The 18,136-nt window shown below is 56.7% G+C and carries 18 protein-coding genes; 6 read left to right on the top strand and 12 right to left on the bottom strand.

The annotated features are described in order from the left end of the window. Positions 1 to 33: 33 nt before the first annotated feature. The 8 genes from CKF42_RS08530 to rfaD all read right to left on the bottom strand — a co-directional run bounded on the left by CKF42_RS08530 (position 34) and on the right by rfaD (position 8,664). Positions 34 to 1,167, bottom strand: coding sequence for a glycosyltransferase family 4 protein (locus CKF42_RS08530; RefSeq protein WP_111207978.1), 1,134 nt, complete (start codon positions 1,165 to 1,167; stop codon positions 34 to 36). Further along, entirely contained in the window at positions 1,160 to 2,236 is a 1,077-nt protein-coding gene (gene rfaQ / locus CKF42_RS08525; protein ID WP_111207977.1) for a putative lipopolysaccharide heptosyltransferase III, read from the bottom strand. Before rfaQ ends, CKF42_RS08530 begins: the two co-directional genes overlap by 8 nt. Positions 2,237 to 2,309: 73 nt before the next feature. After that, on the bottom strand, positions 2,310 to 3,296 hold the full coding sequence (locus CKF42_RS08520) for a glycosyltransferase (protein WP_223812786.1): 987 nt from the start codon (positions 3,294 to 3,296) through the stop codon (positions 2,310 to 2,312). A gap of 325 nt (positions 3,297 to 3,621) precedes the next feature. Further along, positions 3,622 to 4,611 carry a glycosyltransferase family 8 protein gene (locus CKF42_RS08515; protein ID WP_111207975.1) on the bottom strand — a complete coding sequence of 330 codons (990 nt, stop codon included), beginning with the start codon at positions 4,609 to 4,611 and terminating at the stop codon, positions 3,622 to 3,624. A 9-nt stretch (positions 4,612 to 4,620) separates the two neighbouring features. Beyond that, the gene (locus CKF42_RS08510) at positions 4,621 to 5,697 is read right to left on the bottom strand and encodes a glycosyltransferase family 9 protein (RefSeq protein WP_009088095.1); all 1,077 of its coding nucleotides are present in this window, start codon (positions 5,695 to 5,697) and stop codon (positions 4,621 to 4,623) included. After that, positions 5,694 to 6,671 (bottom strand): lipopolysaccharide heptosyltransferase RfaC, encoded by a 978-nt coding sequence (gene rfaC, locus CKF42_RS08505; RefSeq protein WP_111207974.1) that lies wholly within the window; start codon positions 6,669 to 6,671, stop codon positions 5,694 to 5,696. Before rfaC ends, CKF42_RS08510 begins: the two co-directional genes overlap by 4 nt. Beyond that, positions 6,659 to 7,714: an ADP-heptose--LPS heptosyltransferase RfaF gene (gene rfaF, locus CKF42_RS08500; RefSeq protein ID WP_111207973.1), complete on the bottom strand. Its 1,056-nt coding sequence runs from the start codon at positions 7,712 to 7,714 to the stop codon at positions 6,659 to 6,661. Before rfaF ends, rfaC begins: the two co-directional genes overlap by 13 nt. 17 nt (positions 7,715 to 7,731) lie before the next feature. After that, positions 7,732 to 8,664, bottom strand: coding sequence for an ADP-glyceromanno-heptose 6-epimerase (gene rfaD, locus CKF42_RS08495; RefSeq protein ID WP_009088090.1), 933 nt, complete (start codon positions 8,662 to 8,664; stop codon positions 7,732 to 7,734). A 230-nt stretch (positions 8,665 to 8,894) separates the two neighbouring features. On the opposite strand from rfaD, the gene CKF42_RS08490 reads away from it, so the two are divergent. Together CKF42_RS08490 and tdh are read left to right on the top strand one after the other, a co-directional pair. Further along, entirely contained in the window at positions 8,895 to 10,091 is a 1,197-nt protein-coding gene (locus CKF42_RS08490; protein WP_111207972.1) for a glycine C-acetyltransferase, read from the top strand. 10 nt (positions 10,092 to 10,101) lie between these two features. Beyond that, the gene (gene tdh, locus CKF42_RS08485) at positions 10,102 to 11,130 is read left to right on the top strand and encodes an L-threonine 3-dehydrogenase (protein WP_111207971.1); all 1,029 of its coding nucleotides are present in this window, start codon (positions 10,102 to 10,104) and stop codon (positions 11,128 to 11,130) included. A 28-nt stretch (positions 11,131 to 11,158) separates the two neighbouring features. On the opposite strand, the gene CKF42_RS08480 is transcribed toward tdh, so the two are convergent. The 4 genes from CKF42_RS08480 to envC all read right to left on the bottom strand — a co-directional run bounded on the left by CKF42_RS08480 (position 11,159) and on the right by envC (position 15,603). Further along, positions 11,159 to 12,070 carry a hypothetical protein gene (locus tag CKF42_RS08480; RefSeq protein WP_111207970.1) on the bottom strand — a complete coding sequence of 304 codons (912 nt, stop codon included), beginning with the start codon at positions 12,068 to 12,070 and terminating at the stop codon, positions 11,159 to 11,161. Further along, positions 12,063 to 13,292 carry a glycosyltransferase gene (locus CKF42_RS08475; RefSeq protein WP_058957366.1) on the bottom strand — a complete coding sequence of 410 codons (1,230 nt, stop codon included), beginning with the start codon at positions 13,290 to 13,292 and terminating at the stop codon, positions 12,063 to 12,065. Before CKF42_RS08475 ends, CKF42_RS08480 begins: the two co-directional genes overlap by 8 nt. Positions 13,293 to 13,395: 103 nt before the next feature. Further along, positions 13,396 to 14,298: a divergent polysaccharide deacetylase family protein gene (locus tag CKF42_RS08470; RefSeq protein WP_111207969.1), complete on the bottom strand. Its 903-nt coding sequence runs from the start codon at positions 14,296 to 14,298 to the stop codon at positions 13,396 to 13,398. Positions 14,299 to 14,301: 3 nt separating this feature from the next. Beyond that, the gene (gene envC, locus CKF42_RS08465) at positions 14,302 to 15,603 is read right to left on the bottom strand and encodes a murein hydrolase activator EnvC (protein WP_111207968.1); all 1,302 of its coding nucleotides are present in this window, start codon (positions 15,601 to 15,603) and stop codon (positions 14,302 to 14,304) included. A 252-nt stretch (positions 15,604 to 15,855) separates the two neighbouring features. Here envC and CKF42_RS08460 point away from each other — a divergent pair, with 252 nt between their 5' ends. The 4 genes from CKF42_RS08460 to gpsA are packed head-to-tail and all read left to right on the top strand — an operon-like array spanning position 15,856 to position 18,093. After that, a complete protein-coding gene (locus CKF42_RS08460) occupies positions 15,856 to 16,287 on the top strand; it encodes a rhodanese-like domain-containing protein (protein ID WP_009088074.1) in 432 nt (143 codons plus the stop codon). A gap of 26 nt (positions 16,288 to 16,313) precedes the next feature. After that, the gene (grxC, locus tag CKF42_RS08455) at positions 16,314 to 16,568 is read left to right on the top strand and encodes a glutaredoxin 3 (protein WP_008926942.1); all 255 of its coding nucleotides are present in this window, start codon (positions 16,314 to 16,316) and stop codon (positions 16,566 to 16,568) included. Positions 16,569 to 16,606: 38 nt separating this feature from the next. Beyond that, the gene (gene secB / locus CKF42_RS08450; RefSeq protein ID WP_009088070.1) at positions 16,607 to 17,077 is read left to right on the top strand and encodes a protein-export chaperone SecB; all 471 of its coding nucleotides are present in this window, start codon (positions 16,607 to 16,609) and stop codon (positions 17,075 to 17,077) included. Beyond that, a complete protein-coding gene (gpsA, locus tag CKF42_RS08445; RefSeq protein ID WP_009088068.1) occupies positions 17,077 to 18,093 on the top strand; it encodes an NAD(P)H-dependent glycerol-3-phosphate dehydrogenase in 1,017 nt (338 codons plus the stop codon). The genes secB and gpsA overlap by 1 nt, the downstream gene beginning before the upstream one ends. Positions 18,094 to 18,136 lie beyond the last annotated feature (43 nt).

The following is an 18,136-nucleotide window of genomic DNA, read 5'->3' as shown; positions in this document are numbered from 1 at the left end:
ATCAGAAACCCCGCATGCACTCATCCCGGATTGTCAGTTGGTACTCAATACCTGTTGATAAAGCGAAGTCAGCGCCTGTGCCAGCCGTTGCGGGCCATAGGGTTCAACTTTACGCCGGGCCGCATCACCCATGCGTGAATCTTCCGTCAGCGGCGGAATGGCGCAAACGGCCTGATTTAATCCGTTGATATCCAGCGCATCACAGACGAAGCCCTCCTTACCGGCGGTAATAAACTCAGCACCCCCGCAGCCGGTGCTGGTAATAACCGGCAGGCCGCAGGCCATCGCCTCCAGCACCACGTTAGGAAAAGGATCGTAGAGCGTGGGCAGCAGCAGGCCGTCCGCCGCGTGATAAAACGGCTGCACATCCTGCTGTACGCCAACAAAGCGCAGGCGATCCAGGCAGTTCAGCTGGTTAGCCAGCTGCTGATAACGCTGCAGCTGTTTATCCTGACCCACCACAATCAGGTAACGGTCACTGGCGGCCAGCGCCTGAATCGCTGCTTTCAGCCCTTTGCGCTCAAAGCCGGAACCGACGTAAATCAGTACGGTGGCCGCATCCGGCAGCCCCAGCTGCTGGCGGGTCGCATGGCGGGTCGCTTCCGTGGCGGGCTGAAAACGACGGGCATCGATAGCGTTATGGATGACGTGGATTTTTCCGGCGTCGAGTGAGAAACAGCGCAGGATATCGCGCTTAACCATCTCAGAATTGCAGATCACCGCTTTCAGCGTCGGCGAATCAAACATCTCCGCTTCCGCCTGCAGAACGTAGCGATGATAGGGACTGAGGGTTGCGCTCAGTCGTTGCCACGGTGAGACGATGCGGGCGCGCTGCTCCAGCCAGACGCGATGCACGCCATCACCCGCGCGAAAGATGTCACAGCCAGCGATGCGTTCATGACTCTGCACAATATCGAATTTTTCACGCTCCCAGCAGGCGCGTGCGGCACGGGCAAAGCCGCGCTCGCGGGAAACCCTGCCCAGCTTTGCAGGATTACAGATATGGAGATGCCAGTCCGGATTGGGTGTGCCCTGCCAGCTGCGGGTAATGATGTTGAGATCGAGCTGTTCGCTGCCCAGGGCTTCCAGCGCACGGGAGATAAAACGCTCAGCACCGCCATCCGGCCGGTATTTCTGCCGGACAATCGCCAGCCTTAACTTACTCATTCAGGAAGCTCCTCGCCGCCGCGACCACATCCTTCACCGGAATGGCTGACAGATAACGCTGATCCGTTCGGGTGTCGATAGAATCGGGTGAGGGCAGTGGACCATAATCCCCCGCCCAGATGACATGGTTGTTGTTCCCCCATGGCCGCCAGTGCTGCAGCTTGGTCGGGCCAAACAGGGCGATACAGGGCGTTTCCAGCGCCGCCGCCATGTGCATCGGCGCGGAATCGACCCCGATAAACAGCGTGGCGTGATCGATAAGCGCCGCCAGCTGCGGCAGCGTAAACTGACCCGCCAGCGACACGACATCCGGCGAGGCGCACAGCGCGCGGATGCGGTTGATCATCGCCAGCTCCTGTTTGTCCGGCCCGGCGGTCAGCACCACCTTCCGTCCAGCCCGTGCCAGCTCATCGACCGTGGCGGCCACGCTCTCCTCTTCCCAGCATTTAAAGCCCCAGCGTGAGGTAGGCTGAACCACGATATAGGGGGTAGTCACCTGATGTTCTGACAGGCGGGTCAGCACGATCTGCTGGTCAGCGTCACTGTAGTGCATCGAAACGCGCGCATTGTCGCTGCTGATACCGAGCGGGGCCAGCGCAGACATGTTCTGCTCAACGGTATGCAGTCTGCTGTGGTTATGCGTCGGGACCAGCCGGTTGTGACACCAGCGCCACAGGACGTTATCGCGTTTTTTAAAGGCGAAACCAATGCGCAGCGGCGCAGCGGAGAGCCGGGTGATCAGCGCCGCACGCCACTGGTCTGCCAGATTAATCACCAGGTCATAATGGGCGTCACGGACGGCACGGATTAATGCCCGTTCATGGCCCAGCTTGCGCCAGGTGCCCTCCTGCTTCCATTTCCGGTCGATGACGTGCAGATGGCGGATAGCCGGATGCGCTTCCAGCATCGGGCGTGTCTCCTGATAGAGCAACACGTCGATACTGGCCTGCGGATAACGCGCATGCAGCGCATTGATGGCGGGCGTGGTGAGCAGCATGTCGCCATGATGGCGCAGCTTAATCAGTAAAATACGTTTTGGAGAGATGTTTGCTGGAGTCAGGCTGGCCATAAACAAAGGTTCTCAGATTTCAGTGAACCGATTGTAGGGCAAACGCTTTTTAGGATAAAGCCAGCCTCAGGGGTTATTTATCGCGCCAGCGATAGAGCCGTCCCAGCCACAGCAGCAACTGATACCACTGCTTAATGCCGCGGGCGTTGCGTAACATGCGCCGGTGTGTCCGGGTCGCGAACAGATCGGCGATGATCGCCTGGCGTGCGCGAGCATCAGGCTCACGTCTCACGCTATGGCAGACACTGAGCGCTTCATGCGTCACCTGAGCGTGAAACGACGGGTAGATCCGCACGCGGTCACGATAGCGGATATTAATCTCTTCCAGCAGCCGCGCAATCTTCAGGTAGTGGCGCTGATATTCGACGTTGCGCTCGCCGGTGCGTTTGCGGTTACTGATCGACGCGTCATGCATATAGTAGCGGTAGAGCACCGCATCGGTGTAACGCACGCGTTTTGCCAGCAGCATAAACTCGGTGGTCCAGGGAATATCCTGATGATGCAGGCCCGGCTCGAACTGCAACTGGTGCTGCTCGATTAGCGACCGGCGGTAGATGCCCAGCCAGACCACATGCATATAGCGGCGGGTTTTCAGCGCGGTATTGAGCCAGTCAGCGCCGCTCAGCACCGGCGTGCTGCGCAGGCGATCCAGTGGTATCAGGGGTTTTACCCGCTGGCTGTGTTTGAAAAACCATTCGGCGTTGCACTGTGCCGCATCCAGATTGTCCGTTTCCGCCAGCGTCACCAGCGTCTGGTACATTCCGGGCTGCATGGTGTCATCCGCATCCGGAAAGGTGACATATTTGCCGCGCGCTATCGCCAGCCCGGCGTTACGGGCACGCGACACGCCGCCATTTTCCTGATGAATCACGCGAATGTGGGAGTGATGTTCTGCATAGTGGTCAGCGCGCTCGCCTGAGCCGTCAGTAGAACCATCATCGACGATGATGATCTCCAGCGAGGTCAGCGTCTGCGCCAGCAGTGCCTGCATGAACTCATCAAACATGCTGCCCGCATTGTACATCGGGGTAATGATACTCAGCAGAGGAGAAGTACTCATGACAATATCTGCACCAGCATTCTGTTCACTGTCAAAGGGCGTTGCCTCGTCATAAATCATTTCCAAATCAGCAGAATGGCATACATTAATCCACGATTATAAAACGGTGTCGCCTCCCTGCTTCACGAAAAACCACGCGCGCGCGTAATAATGCACTATCTGCCTCTTTTTTACGCAACGTGGCCGCGCCGGTAAACAGCATAGTGTGCCTGGGGTTTATCAGCAGCATTTTCAAAAGGATCTGGCAGACAGCGGTGGGGTCAGAGGGAAAAGATGGCGCGGCAGTCACCGCGCCCGGAGCGGTTTGACAGGTGGAGAGCGCTGACTAAAAAAATTTGAGCCTGACGTAATGCATCATCCAGCTTACGCTTTCTGCATACTGCTTCTGATGCCACTTGATGCGGGCAAAGCGCTTCATCTCTTTATAATGTCTGGGTAAATCAAGCGGCTGAGAAGCCCAGGGCGAGCGCTGGTAATAGCTGTAGTAGAGCAGGGACAGGTCGCTGCCGGCCCAGGCATGCCAGGGCTTACACTTACCGGTGTAGTGAATCATCACGGTGTCAGCGGGCACGCGGGAGTGGTCCCAGACCTTGTTCGCGATGATGTCGTAGATGTGGTTGTAGCGATCCGGCAGGATCAGCACCTCATCCTCCAGCACAATATTCAGCGCATCCTGGTCGGGAAAACCGAAGGCTGCGCCCCGGGTTACCAGAACCTCAGTGATCCGCGCGGTAGTCTGTCTGGCGAGCCAGCGTGGAATATTGATCAGCATAAAGCCGGAGTTGAAATAGTCATGGCGCTGCAGCCCGAGTCGCGCGCACTGGTTATGACGCGCACGCGGGGTGTCGTTGCAGGCTGCCAGCGTATAGTCCGTGATATCCAGCGTGAACAGGGGGGAGTAATCGCCGACGACCAGCGTGTCCGCATCGATGTAGATTACCCGATCGCTGTAGCGCGCCACCGTTTCAGGGATCAGAAAGCGGTAATGGATACTTTTGGGATAGCGCCCGACCGCCGGCAACTGATCGACCCAGGCACTGTTAAAAATATGCAGGGTGATGGCCAGACGATAGCCCGACGCCATTGAGCGCAGCTTTTCCACATCCTCTTCCTGCAGCGAGTCAGAGAAAATATGGGCGTGGAAAGCGGTGTCGGGATGATGGCTGAGAAGTGAAAACAACGTAATACCCAGACCACGCGCGTAAGCGTGGTTGATGCCAAACGCAACGTGAACCGGATTATCATCCGCATCCGCAAGCGTGTTGACCAGCAGCTGACTTTGCTGAACGGCATCAGCAAGAGGGGTAATTGCCATTACGCTTCACTATTCCAGATTATGAGTAATAAACGTTTGTATTCTAGTCAGTTTGTCGGCATCCAGCCCGAATAATTTTTCAGCAGGCTGATCAAACTTAAATCGCGTGGCAAAAACAAAGGTCGATGCGGCGATATTGTCTGGTCCGATAAACAGGACATTATTAACCGGGCGCTGTTCCCTGATCTCACAGGGGCCATAGAGCATAATGACCGGTATCTGTCGGGCGTCAGCAATATAAGCATTACCGGAATCTGATGAAATATAAAAATCCATCTGCGAGATGGCCCATGGCACCTCTTCCAGCTTCAGCGCGCCAATCAGGCTGACAATATTCTCCTGCGGGCCGGTCAGACTCAGTAATTCATCCAGCCACGGCTGCTCGGCTGGTGGACCAAAGACATAAAAGGTACAGGGCAGCTCAGCCAGCGACGCCATCAGCTGCTGCCAGATGGCGGCAGGAATGGTTTTGGCCCGATTCCCGGCAGAAATGCTGATGCCGATTTTAATCCCGCTGCGCGGATGCAGCAGCGCGGCGGGAGGCGCAGGCGGCTGCCAGAGCGGTGACGTGGCGTGCTTGGGAAAATCGGTGTAACGATAGTCCCGATTAATCAGCTTCAGATAGCTGTCGAGCGTCAAATCCGTTTTCGCGTGGTCGACGATGCCACTGGCGCTGCGATAGAAGATCGCATGATAGGATTTACGCACATAGGTGCGCAGAAACTGTTTGTTCGGTGCGTTGCACAGCGCCGCGAAAAAGAGATTAACGCTGTTGGGCTGAACCAGATAAACATGGTCATAACGGTTCATCAGCGTGAACGCGAGTCTGAGTTTGGCAAAAAAGCTGCGCTTCGCCTCTTCAATCAGAAAATAGCGGCTGACCGTGTCATCGTGACGCGCCAGCGGCTCTACCGATTTGCTGATCAGCAGTTCAGACTGACCCAGGGCGCGCAGCATCGGGGTGATGTTAATAAAATCCCCGATCTTCGCCGTCTGAATCACCAGACTGCGGCCGGTGGGCCGGTAAAAGAGCCGCATCAGGGTGCGGAAAGGCAGCAGCAGCAGATAGATCAGCACATAGTTCATGGCGCATTTTTCCCGATAACGGCCTGCAGTTTCTCTGCCACGGCGTCAGCCGTCAGCTCCGCCAGATTGTGATTCGGGGCGCTCAGCGCCTGTTGGTTCTGCCCGTAGCCGCCAATCAGACCCGGATCGGTCGGGCCATACAGCGTGAGATTAGGACGATCCAGTGCGGCGGTCAGATGGCTTAATCCGGTATCCACAGAGACCACCGCGCGTGCACCTGCCAGCTGTCGCGCGATCGCTTCCAGCGTCAGCTTAGGCAGCACCTCGACATGCTCAAAACCTTCAGCCAGGCGCAGCGCACGCTGATGCTCATGTTCGGCACCCCAGGGCAGCTTCACCCGCAATCCGCTGGGCTGCATCTGCTCAATCAGCTGTCGCCAGTGGGATTCCGGCCAGTGCTTGTTGTCACGCGTTGTGGCATGCAGAAAGACCAGATAGTGATGCGCATCTGCGGGCAGATGATGCAGGAAATGCCCGGCAATCGCGTAGTCACCCTGGGTTTGCAGCTTTTCATAGCCCAGGCTTTTGGCGAACAGCTCGCGCGTCCGCTCAACGGCGTGCTGGCGTTTGCTGATCTCATGGCGGACGTCATACCACCAGCTGGCAAAAGGTTCACGCGCGCTGCGGCTATCCTGCCCGTGCTTTACCCCTTTGGATAAACGGGTCACCAGCGCGGCGCTTTTGATCAGCCCCTGGGCATCAATCACGATATCGTACTCGCGCGACTGTAACGCGCGCTTAAACTGCACGCGCTCTTCACGCTGCTGACTGCCAAACCAGTGTTTGCGCCAGCGGCGAATCGCGACCGGTAACACCTGATCCACAGCAGGGTGCCAGCCAGGGATCTGGGCGAAATTCTCTTCCACTACCCAGTCAAAACGGATGCCGGGAATGGCATGCATCGCATCGGTCAGAGCCGGCAGCGAATGCAGCACATCCCCCATTGAGGACGTTTTAACAATCAGGACGTGCATGGCACCTCCTGCGGCGCAAGGAGCTCATTCAGCGTCTGAAGAACGCGCTCAGGCTGAATATCAATCAGGCTCTGGTGATATCCCTGTTCGGCATCGCCCTTACGCACTTTGTGATAGCCGGTAATCAGGCGAATAATGCGCGCCTGGCGGGCCAGCGGTGGCGTAAAGTCAGGGCTACTGGGTCCATAGAGTGCCACCAGCGGACGATCCAGCGCGGCGGCGATGTGCATCAGGCCGGAGTCGTTACTGACCACGGCGCGGCATTGCGCCAGCAGGATGACCGCCTGCTCCAGCTGGGTTTCACCGGCCAGATTGCGGCAGTGGCTGCGACTCTCTTCCGGCAGTGCCGCGATGATCTCTTCACCGGTCGGGCGATCTTTGGCGGAGCCAAACAGCAGGATCTGAAAGCCTTCAGCGATCAGCTGACGGGCCAGGGCGGCGTAGTGGTAGTGGGGCCAGCGTTTGGCCGGGCCAAATTCCGCGCCCGGACAAAAACCGATGATTGGACGCGTTGCGGTGAGCTGAAACTGTGCGGCCGTTTCCAGCATCTCCTGCTCTTCAACCTGCAACTTGGGCCACAGGAGCGGCTGCGGTAGCTGCGCCGCCGAGGCGACAGGCGTGTCGTAGCCCAGCGCTACGTAGCGCTCAACCATCAGCGGGAACGCGGCTTTATCCAGCACCCGCAGATCGTTCAGCAGGCCATAGCGCATCTCCCCGCGCCAGCCGACGCGGCGTGGGATGCCGGCAAAGAAGGGAACCAGCGCCGACTTAAAGGAGTTAGGCAGCACGTAGGCCCGGTCATAATGGCTGTCGCGCAGTGCCTTGCCCAGCCGGCGACGCTCGCCGAGTTCCAGCGCGCCATGGCCCAGGGGCATGGCCAGCGCCTGGCTGACCTCCGGCATGCGTGACAGCAGGGGACGACACCATGCCGGTGCCATCACGTCTATCACCGCATCGGGATGTTCGGCCTTGAGGGTGCGATAGAGACTTTGCGACATCATCATATCGCCGACCCACGACGGGCCGATTACCAGAATTTTCATCGCCGGAGCAGCTTCCTTTATGCGTTGCGATTCAGCCAGACCATATAGTCAGCGACGCCCTGCGCCACCGTTTTAAACGGCTTGTCATAGCCCGCGGCACGCAGCTTCGTGAGATCGGCCTGGGTGTAAGCCTGATAACGGCCTTTGAGTTTTTCCGGGAACGGGATGTACTCAATCTGCCCTTTCTGATGAAACTTCAGCACGGCGTCGGCCACTTCCTGGAACGATTCGGCGCGGCCTGTGCCACAGTTGTAGATCCCGGAGACGCCGTTTTCCCAGCACCACAGGTTTACGGCTGCCACATCATCAACGTGGATGAAATCGCGTTTGAAGCCGTCACTGCCTTCAAACAGTTTTGGATTTTCATCGTTGCTGATCTGGGTGTTCAGATGAAACGCCACGCTTGCCATGCTGCCTTTGTGGCCTTCACGCGGCCCATAGACGTTGAAGTAGCGGAAGCCACACACCGGCGAGTTCGCTTCCGGCAGCATCTGACGAACGTAGTGGTCAAACAGCATTTTGGAGTAGCCATACACATTCAGCGGCTGCTCATACTGACGCTCTTCGATGAAGTTTTCATTGCGGCCGCCGTAGGTCGCTGCAGAAGAGGCGTAAAGGAACGGGATCTCGCGCTCCAGGCAGTAGTGCAGCAGCTCTTTGGAATACTGATAGTTGTTCTCCATCATGTATTTGCCATCCCACTCGGTCGTGGAGGAGCAGGCACCCTGATGGAATACCGCTTCAATCGGGCCTAAATCGTCGCCCGCGATCACGCTCATCAGAAACTCTTCTTTGTCCATGTAATCGACGATATCCAGGTCGACTAAATTGGCAAACTTAGTGCCATCCTTCAGATTATCCACCACCAGAATGTCGGTGTGACCGCGATCGTTCAGCGCTTTGACGATGTTGCTGCCAATCATTCCTGCGCCGCCAGTTACGATAATCATGTTGTTACCTTCAATGTTGTGGGGTGAAACAGGAGGTTTCACACACGAATACCTCACATCATAACATTTCATCAGGGTGCAGACAGCCAGATGACTCTGTAACACCACAGGGCTGCCACCTCGAGGCGTGAACTATGCTGCAAAAATGACATTCTGTTGGGCGTTTTATCGTTAATAAGCGCCCTGTTCAGTAAGATATGCCAGGTTTTTGCCATCTGAGGAGAGCAATGATGCCTGCGCAATTTTATCAACAACTTCGTCAGCAACTGGATGATGCACGTCAGGAAGGGCTGTTTAAACAGGAGCGGATCCTCACTTCTGCCCAGCAGACAGAGATAGCGGTAGGTCACGGTCCGGCAGTGATTAACTTTTGCGCCAACAACTATCTGGGGCTGGCCAATCATCCGGCACTGATTCAGGCCGCGAAGGCGGGGATGGATTCGCACGGCTTTGGCATGGCGTCGGTGCGCTTTATCTGTGGCACGCAGGACAGCCATAAGCAGCTGGAAAAGCGGCTGGCCACGTTTCTCGGTATGGAAGATGCCATTCTCTACTCCTCCTGCTTTGACGCCAACGGCGGCCTGTTTGAAACGCTGCTGGATGCAGAGGATGCCATTATTTCCGATGCGCTGAATCACGCCTCCATCATCGACGGCATCCGGCTCTGCAAAGCACAGCGCTACCGTTACGCGAACAACGACATGACGGCGCTGCGGGATTGCCTGCAGCAGGCGCGCGATAAAGGTGCACGCCATATCCTGATCGCCACCGATGGCGTCTTCTCCATGGATGGGGTCATCGCCAATCTGTCCGCCATCTGCGACCTGGCCGCGGAGTTCTCTGCACTGGTGATGGTGGATGATTCCCACGCGGTGGGTGTTGTCGGGAATGGCGGACGTGGCACCCATGAATATTGTGACGTGATGGGTCGGGTTGACATCATTACCGGCACGCTGGGCAAAGCGCTGGGCGGCGCCTCCGGTGGCTACACCGCAGCAAAAGCGGAAGTGGTGGAGTGGCTGCGCCAGCGTTCCCGTCCCTATCTCTTCTCCAACTCGCTGGCCCCGGCGATTGTGGCCGCCTCGCTGCGGGTGCTGGATCTGCTCAGTGAAGGCGATGGGCTGCGTCAGCGTCTCCGGGATAACGCCCGTTTTTTCCGGCAGCAGATGACCGCAGCGGGCTTTACGCTGGCCGGGGCCGATCACGCCATTATTCCGGTGATGCTGGGTGAGGCCAGCGTCGCTCAGCAGTTTGCCCACCTGCTGCAACAGGAAGGCATCTACGTTACCGGCTTCTTCTATCCGGTCGTGCCAAAAGGGCAGGCACGCATTCGCACGCAAATCTCTGCGGCACATACCCAGCAGCAGCTGGAACGTGCGGTGGCCGCCTTTACCCGTATCGGCAAACAGCTGGGCGTCATCGCCTGAGGAGTCCGTTATGAAAGCACTCGCCAAACTGAAGAGGGAAGCGGGCATCTGGATGGTGACTGATGCGCCGATTCCTGAGCCGGGCCACAACGACCTGCTGATTAAAATCCGTAAAACCGCTATCTGCGGTACCGATGTCCACATCTACAACTGGGATGACTGGTCGCGCAAAACCATTCCGGTGCCGATGATTGTCGGTCATGAATATGTGGGTGAAGTGGTGGCTATAGGCCAGGAGGTAAAGGGCTTTACGCCTGGCGATCGGGTGTCGGGAGAGGGGCATATCACCTGCGGGCATTGCCGCAACTGCCGCGCCGGGCGAACGCATCTGTGCCGGAACAGCATGGGCGTGGGGGTTAACCGTCAGGGCTGCTTTGCGGAATATCTGGTCATCCCGGCCTTTAACGCCTTCAGAATTCCCGACAACATTTCCGATGAGCTGGCCGCGATCTTTGACCCGTTTGGTAATGCCGTGCATACCGCGCTGTCGTTCGATCTGGTTGGCGAGGATGTGCTGATCTCCGGCGCGGGGCCTATCGGCATCATGGCCGCGGCGGTCTGCCGCCATGTCGGCGCGCGTAACATCGTAATCACCGACATCAATGACTACCGACTGGCGCTGGCGCGAAAAATGGGCGTCACCCGCGCGGTCAATGTGGCCCATGAAAATCTGCGCGACGTCATGCATTCGCTGGGGATGACGGAAGGATTTGATGTCGGACTGGAGATGTCCGGTGCGCCTCCTGCGTTTCGCGCGCTGCTCGACGTAATGAATCACGGCGGGCGGATTGCCCTGCTGGGTATTCCGCCGGGTGAGATGGCTATCGACTGGAATCAGGTGATCTTCAAGGGGCTCTTTATCAAGGGCATTTATGGCCGGGAGATGTTTGAAACCTGGTACAAAATGGCGGCGCTGATCCAGTCCGGTCTCGACTTAACGCCGGTCATTACGCATCGCTATGGGATTGACGACTTCCAGCAGGGCTTTGATGAGATGCGTTCAGGACGCTCGGGAAAGGTAATACTGAGTTGGGATTAACACACCGGCCGCCGCAGCGGCCGGATAATCAGCGTTGCTTCTTCTCTTCGTCGGTCAGATAGCGCACCTTGCGCGTGTAATCCTGACCTTTAAAGTGGAGCGGCTGTTGCGGATCGGCCAGATATTTTTGCCATTCCGACAGCGGAAAGCCGCCGTGTGCGCCGACCACTTCCGCCGGGATCACCGCAGACTGACCGCCGATTTTCTTGGAGACCGGCCAGTTAGCCCATTCGCCCAGATTGACAGTTTTAATGTCCAGCATATCCAGCAGCACCGCGAGCGGCAGCTGATCGGTCGGCGGCTGACTGTCGTTCATCAGATGCCAGGTGTCATTGAACAGCGTCAGCCACAGCGGTGAAATACGCTGCCAGACCTCACGGGTCGCCGCCAGATAGGCACCGTTAACGTGATCCACCAGATAAGGCCGGATACTGTGCGGGTAGTAGGCAGGAATCGCCTCCTGCGGCGCATCAGCCAGCTTGGCAATCATTTTCCCCTGACGAAAGCTGGAGTAGAGATGGCCGGGTTTCATCATGATCTCCGGCATCTTTAGCAGATTGAGGTCGGAATCGATCATCAGAATGCCGTCGCCTTTTGCCTGCAACGGGGCCTGCAGTTTGATTAAACGACTGCGATAGATCTGCTTGTAGCGATAGTGCTCTTCGCGCTGCGGTACATCCAGCGTGGCCACGCGGGTTTTAGCGGGCAGGCTGCCAAAGGCGTTGGCAGGCTGATCGCTGACAATCACAATCTCCTCTGCCTGCGTGGCAAAGCGCGCCGCAAAATCGGCACTGAGCAGCGCCTCTTCGATATAGTCCGCGCCCGTGCAGGGGATCACAACAGAGGTAACCGGTACCGAGCCCTGAACTTCTTTTAGCGAATAAGGCAGGTTATGGCTCGCCCGGATATGGCGATAACGGGGATTTAAAAAATTAAGCATGAGGTTTCTTATTAGCGACACTTTGCAGAATATTTTCAACGCCGCTGATGTAGGTTTCAATGGCGTACTGTTCACGAACGCGTTTCGCTGCCGCATTGATCAGGCGCTGACGTAAGCCGGCATCCTGCCACAGCGCGGTTAAGTGCTGGGTCAGCTGCACCACGTTGCCATAATCGAACAGCAACCCGGTTTCGTCATGACTGATCAATTCGGCAGTACCGACCACACGGGAACCGATGACGGCGGTATTCACCAGCATCGCCTCCAGCACGACCCGAGGTAAGCCCTCACTGCGTGAGGCAAGAATAAACGTATCAAAGGCGGTGAGGTAATCCAGCGCATTGTTCTGAAAGCCCGTAAAGACCACATGCTGCTGGATATTCTCCGCCGTTGCGAGTTGCAGCAGGTGCTGGAGTTCCGGGCCGGCACCGACAATCACCATCCGCCAGTCTGCGTCGGGATGAGCCCGTTTGAAACGGCCCAGCGCCTGCAGAATGTGATGATTGGATTTACGTAATATCAGTGAGCCGATGGTGCCAAACACAAAGGTGGTCGGGGAGAGTTTAAAACGCTGGCGAACGTCGAGGCGGTCAGGTAAAGGCTGGTGGATGTCGATCGCATTGTTAACGGTAAAACAGCGTTCCGCATCAACACCGTGGCTGATCAGCGTCTTATTTACCCCCTGCGACACGGCAATAATCGCCTGGCAGTCCTGGTTCACCATGCTGACCAGTCGTGGTTCCAGCACCGGGTCGATACGGCAATGCTGCACCACCGCCACATCCAGGCTGCGCGCGGCCAGATAGCCCTCCACATTGGTGCTGGGCTGGTTATTCATGTAGAGCGTGTCGAATTTTCCCAGCTGGAGCAGGGAGTTAATTTTGCTGGCGTTGGGCATGATGCGCCAGCGTGTATCGATCTCATCGATAGCCCGCTTCTTCAGCTTTTTATTAAAAAACAGCAGCGCCCGCACGGCTTCTTTGACAAATTTTGCCCAGCGCGGCTGCCTGATCTGCGGGATGAAAAAGACCGGAATGGCCAGCGCATTGAGCGTGGCCTCAATGGTTTCGTCATTGCCACGGCTGTAGTTGTGATAGAAGCAGCAGGTAATATCAAATTTCTGACGATCGATACGTTTCAGCAGCTCCAGCATACTGTTGGTGCCGCCTCCCCACTCTCTGCCGTTATCCAGCAGCAGGATTTTTTGTTTATTAATCGTCATCCGTCTTACTATTCCCGCACCGCATGTTATCGCCCGACCGGGATTATAGTAATTTTTACCTGCAATTGAACTTTAAGCTTAGCACTTAGCATTCATGGCAAATTCAGAACAGACTTTTCAGGGTGCTAAACAGCGGGCTGTGACTCACGCTTTCGCCTACCACCGTTAACGCCCGGGTCGCCGGAACCGGCGCCAGCGGCTGTTTCACTTTACACAGTTCTGCTGGCTGGAAGCGCGGCTTCGCCGGTTTCGCCGGAACCGCTGGCGTCTGTGAGCCGCTGTGGCGTGTTTCGTTCAGCAACTGGCTGGGGCGAACCAGCGTAATGTCTGCGGGCAGCGAGGGCAGCATCTGCTGCAGCACCCGAACGGTGTTGGGGTGGGGATGACCGATAGCAATGGCATACCCGTCGCGCTGTGCCAGCTTCACCGCCCGGCTGAACTGCTGGCGGATAGCATTAATATCCTGACTGTCATCCAGGAACACCCGGCGTTTCAGAACTTTGACCTGAGTGCCCTGCGCGGCAGGAATCGCCTGACTGTTGGCGATGGTCATGCTATCCAGGAAGTAGAGGTTATAGTGATTCAGCGCCTGCATCACCTTCTGCATACCGGGAAGGCTTGAGGTCATCCTGCTGCCCATGTGGTTGTTCAGGCCCACGGCGTAAGGCACGTTGTTGACCGCATTGCGCATAATGCGGGTGACCTCTTCACTGCTCATCTCCGGGGTCAGCGTATCTTTTTCCAGCGGCTGTTTGCTGAGCGGTGCCATCGGCAGATGGATCAGCACTTCGTGCCCACCCTGATGGGCTTTAGTCGCCATCTCCCGTGCATGAGGCGCATTGGGCAATACGGCCACTGAAATCGCCTGGGGCATCTGCAGAACTTTGTTCTCTTCGGCAGGCCGGTAACCCACATCGTCGATAACAATAGCCAGTTTACCTGCCTGGGCAGCGAAGCTGAACAGCAGCGCGCTTAACAAAACGGAGATTTTTCGACGTTGCAGCAAAACTTATTTTCCTAACCACGGGAGTGGATTGACGGCCTGTCCCTGACGTCGGATTTCAAAATAGAGCGACGGGGTACCGCGACCCCCGCTGGTGCCCACCAGGGCGATAGGCTGTCCTGCCTTCACCTGTGTCCCCACGCTCACCAGTGCACTCTGGTTATAGCCATAGAGGCTCATGTCGCCTTTACCGTGCTCCAGCACCACGACCAGACCGTAGCCCTGCAACCAGTCGGCCATCAGGACCCGCCCGTCGGCAATGGCTTTCACCTCGGTGCCTTCCCGCGCATCAATCACCAGGCCTTTCCAGCGCAGTTCACCCTGCAGCTGTTCACCAAAGCGATGTTCGATGCGTCCGCGCACCGGCCACAACGCCTGCCCGCCTGCGCGACCGAGTCCTCCGGTACGGGCAACCAGTTCGCGTTCGCTCTGGGTCGGCTGATAGCTGGAGCCTTTGGCTTTGGCCTGCGCCTGGCGCTGGCGCACTTTTTCTGCCTCACGAGCTTCGCGCGCCGCGCGCTCACGCGCTTCCCGTTCTGCCCGGGCGATCTTATCCTGCAGACGGCTTTCGTTCTGACGCATCTCGACCAGATCGGCCTGATCTTTTTCCAGCGCGCTTTCCAGCGACGTAAGGGTTTTCCTGCGCGCGTCGCTCGCCTGCTGCAGCTTCTGCTGCTGGCCCTGCTGCTGGGCTAATAGTGCTTTCTGCTGCTGTTGCTTCTGCTCCAGCGTGGCGCGTTGCTGATCCAGGTCCTGACGCGTCTGTTGCAGTGAGGCGATACTTTTCTGGCGCGCCGCGTTCAGATAGCCAAAATAGGCCAGAATACGCTCGCTGCGCTGGCTCTCTTCTCCGCCCATCAACAGCTGTATACCGTTGTGCTGGCCCTGACGAAATGCGGCATCAAGCTGTTGCGACAGCAGGCTTTCCTGCTGGCTTTGCTGCTTCTCAAGCCGGGCGATGGAGGTGGTGAGCTGTTTAATATCGTTATTCAGGGCGGTGAGGCTGTTGCGGGTTTCGCGCAACTGACGGCTCGCCTGGGCGATGATTTTTTCCTGACTCTGCAACTGATCCAGTAATTTGCTGCGCTGCACTTTCTGCGCCTTAACGCTTTTCTCTTTTTCAGCAATGTTCTGCTGAATAGATTGCAGCTGAGATTTACTGTCTTCCGCACTCTGTGCCACAGCTGGCAACAACAGTGCTCCCGCGCAAAGCAGGCTGAGGGAGAGGGTGGACAACGGTGTGAACAACGGCCGATTTTCGCCGCTGGAACGGGTCCTTGTGTACAAAACGGTAGTTTTTCCCTTCATAGGCCAATGATTATTCCACGATGAATCGCCGCTTACCAGTGCTCCCCACCGGCATTTGCTTTACCAGTTATGTCCGCTTTCACAATGAGATGGATTAAGCCTTACGCCATTTTTGCTATTCAGCCACTTTTTTTGGAAAATGGCGCACAAATCGATACTCTCGCCGCATAGCATCTGTACATGCGAAGTGGCGCAGGTATACTCAGAACCCTTGTTTTAGCTTATTAGCCCGGTCTGGAGTCGTTACCCCTCATGCAAGAAATTATGCAGTTTGCAAGCAATCACCCCATCCTGAGTCTCGCATGGGTCGTTTTACTCATTCTGGTGATTGTGACTACCGTTAAAGGAATGTTCTCTAAGGTAAAAACGATCAGCCGCGGTGAAGCGACCCGCCTGATTAACAAAGAGGACGCGGTGGTTGTCGACGTGCGTTCGCGCGACGATTTTCGCAGAGGGCATATTTCAGGTGCGCTGAATGTGGCAGCCGCTGAGATTAAAAAAGGCAACGCAGACGAACTGGAAAAGCACAAAGCGCAGCCCATAATTGTGGTATGTGCAACCGGACAAAGCGCGGCTGATTCCGCTGCACATCTGAGTGCTGCTGGCTTCCCGCAGGTCTTTGTTCTGAAAGATGGTATCAGCGGCTGGAGCGGCGAAAATCTGCCGTTAGTTCGCGGTAAATAACCTGTAACCTGACAGAGGTGCGTAGCATGGCAAATGTTGAAATGTACACCAAGGCCACCTGTCCTTACTGCCATCGGGCGAAAGCGCTGTTAACGCAAAAAGGCGTGTCGTTCCAGGAGATCCCCATTGATGGAGACATGGCGAAACGCGAAGAGATGATCAAGCGTAGTGGCCGCACCACCGTGCCTCAGATTTTTATTGATGCGCAGCACATTGGCGGCTGCGATGACTTATTCGCACTCGATAATCGCGAAGGTTTAGATCCCTTACTGCAGGCGTAAATTTACGCCGGACAATCTCATACATAGGATTTGGTCACATGTCAGAACATAACACGAACGAAATGCAATTCCAGATTCAGCGCGTCTTCACGAAAGACATCTCTTTTGAAGCGCCTAATGCCCCGCAGGTTTTCCAGAAAGAGTGGGAACCGGACGTCAAACTGGATCTGGATACTGCATCTTCTCAGCTGGCTGACGATGTTTACGAAGTGGTACTTCGTGTGACTGTAACCGCCAACGTGGGTGAAGAGACCGCTTTCCTGTGTGAAGTTCAGCAGGCCGGTATCTTCACCATCAGCGGTATCGAAGGAACGCAGATGGCACATTGCCTGGGCGCTTACTGCCCGAACATCCTGTTCCCGTATGCCCGTGAATGCATTACCAGCCTGGTATCACGTGGCACCTTCCCGCAGCTGAACCTGGCACCGGTCAACTTTGATGCACTGTTCATGAACTATCTGCAGCAGCAGCAGGGTGAAGAAGGTGCTCAACAACATCAGGATGCCTGATGACCACTCACGCTTCGATTAGCGTCATCGGTGCCGGTTCCTACGGCACCGCTCTGGCGATTACGCTGGCCCGTAATGGCCATCCGGTACTGTTGTGGGGACATAACCCGGCGCATCTGGCGCAGCTTCAGACCGACCGCTGCAACACGGCTTTCCTTCCTGACGTTCCGTTTCCCGATAACCTCTCTCCTGAACCCGACCTGCAAAAAGCCATTGCAGCCAGCCGCGACATATTGATCGTGGTGCCGAGTCATGTCTTTGGCGACGTACTGCAACAGATTAAGCCGCATCTGCGGTCTGACTCGCGGATTGTCTGGGCGACCAAAGGGCTGGAAAAAGAGACCGGGCGCCTGCTGCAGGATGTGGCGCGTGAGATTCTGGGCGAGTCCATCCCGCTGGCCGTGATCTCCGGGCCGACCTTCGCCAAAGAGCTGGCCGCAGGCTTACCGACGGCTATCGCGCTGGCCGCAACGGATGCGCAGTTTGCTGACGATCTCCAGCTGAAGCTGCACTGCGGTAAAAGTTTCCGCGTTTATAACAACCCCGATTTTGTCGGTGTCCAGCTGGGCGGCGCGGTGAAAAACGTGATTGCTATCGGAGCCGGGATCTCTGACGGTATCGGATTTGGCGCCAACGCGCGAACCGCACTGATCACCCGTGGACTGGCTGAGATGAGCCGGCTCGGTGCTGCTTTGGGTGCCGATCCCACCACCTTTATGGGGATGGCGGGCCTGGGCGATCTGGTCCTGACCTGCACGGACAATCAGTCGCGCAACCGCCGGTTTGGCATGATGCTGGGCCAGGGCGAAGATGTAGATAGCGCACAACGCATTATCGGACAAGTTGTAGAGGGCTACAGAAACACCAAAGAAGTCAAAGCGTTGGCTTCAAGATTTGGTGTGGAAATGCCGATTACCGAGCAGATTTATCAGGTGCTGTATTGCGAAAAACCGGCGAGAGATGCAGCATTGAGCCTGCTGGGACGAACAAGGAAGGACGAAAACAGCACTGGCTAACGCAGGACGCGTAGCATCATCACCTGCAGCGCCCATTCAGGCG

It is taken from the genome of Pantoea sp. ARC270, from assembly GCF_003236725.1.
GTDB lineage: Bacteria > Pseudomonadota > Gammaproteobacteria > Enterobacterales > Enterobacteriaceae > Pantoea > Pantoea anthophila.
The sequence above is the reverse complement of the archived record's forward strand: the minus strand, read 5'-3'. Positions and strand labels throughout refer to the sequence as shown.

Bases quoted from the DNA above. Each gene is read 5' to 3' on its own strand.
- CKF42_RS08460 (WP_009088074.1), top strand. From the start codon at position 15,856: ATGCAAGAAATTATGCAGTTTGCAAGCAATCACCCCATCCTGAGTCTC.
- CKF42_RS08490 (WP_111207972.1), top strand. From the start codon at position 8,895: ATGCCTGCGCAATTTTATCAACAACTTCGTCAGCAACTGGATGATGCA.
- rfaD (WP_009088090.1), bottom strand. From the start codon at position 8,664: ATGATTATCGTAACTGGCGGCGCAGGAATGATTGGCAGCAACATCGTC.
- secB (WP_009088070.1), top strand. From the start codon at position 16,607: ATGTCAGAACATAACACGAACGAAATGCAATTCCAGATTCAGCGCGTC.
- CKF42_RS08515 (WP_111207975.1), bottom strand. From the start codon at position 4,611: ATGGCAATTACCCCTCTTGCTGATGCCGTTCAGCAAAGTCAGCTGCTG.
- gpsA (WP_009088068.1), top strand. From the start codon at position 17,077: ATGACCACTCACGCTTCGATTAGCGTCATCGGTGCCGGTTCCTACGGC.
- CKF42_RS08520 (WP_223812786.1), bottom strand. From the start codon at position 3,296: ATGAGTACTTCTCCTCTGCTGAGTATCATTACCCCGATGTACAATGCG.
- CKF42_RS08480 (WP_111207970.1), bottom strand. From the start codon at position 12,070: ATGCTTAATTTTTTAAATCCCCGTTATCGCCATATCCGGGCGAGCCAT.
- CKF42_RS08530 (WP_111207978.1), bottom strand. From the start codon at position 1,167: ATGAGTAAGTTAAGGCTGGCGATTGTCCGGCAGAAATACCGGCCGGAT.
- rfaC (WP_111207974.1), bottom strand. From the start codon at position 6,671: ATGCACGTCCTGATTGTTAAAACGTCCTCAATGGGGGATGTGCTGCAT.
- CKF42_RS08510 (WP_009088095.1), bottom strand. From the start codon at position 5,697: ATGAACTATGTGCTGATCTATCTGCTGCTGCTGCCTTTCCGCACCCTG.
- rfaF (WP_111207973.1), bottom strand. From the start codon at position 7,714: ATGAAAATTCTGGTAATCGGCCCGTCGTGGGTCGGCGATATGATGATG.
- CKF42_RS08475 (WP_058957366.1), bottom strand. From the start codon at position 13,292: ATGACGATTAATAAACAAAAAATCCTGCTGCTGGATAACGGCAGAGAG.
- rfaQ (WP_111207977.1), bottom strand. From the start codon at position 2,236: ATGGCCAGCCTGACTCCAGCAAACATCTCTCCAAAACGTATTTTACTG.
- grxC (WP_008926942.1), top strand. From the start codon at position 16,314: ATGGCAAATGTTGAAATGTACACCAAGGCCACCTGTCCTTACTGCCAT.
- tdh (WP_111207971.1), top strand. From the start codon at position 10,102: ATGAAAGCACTCGCCAAACTGAAGAGGGAAGCGGGCATCTGGATGGTG.
- envC (WP_111207968.1), bottom strand. From the start codon at position 15,603: ATGAAGGGAAAAACTACCGTTTTGTACACAAGGACCCGTTCCAGCGGC.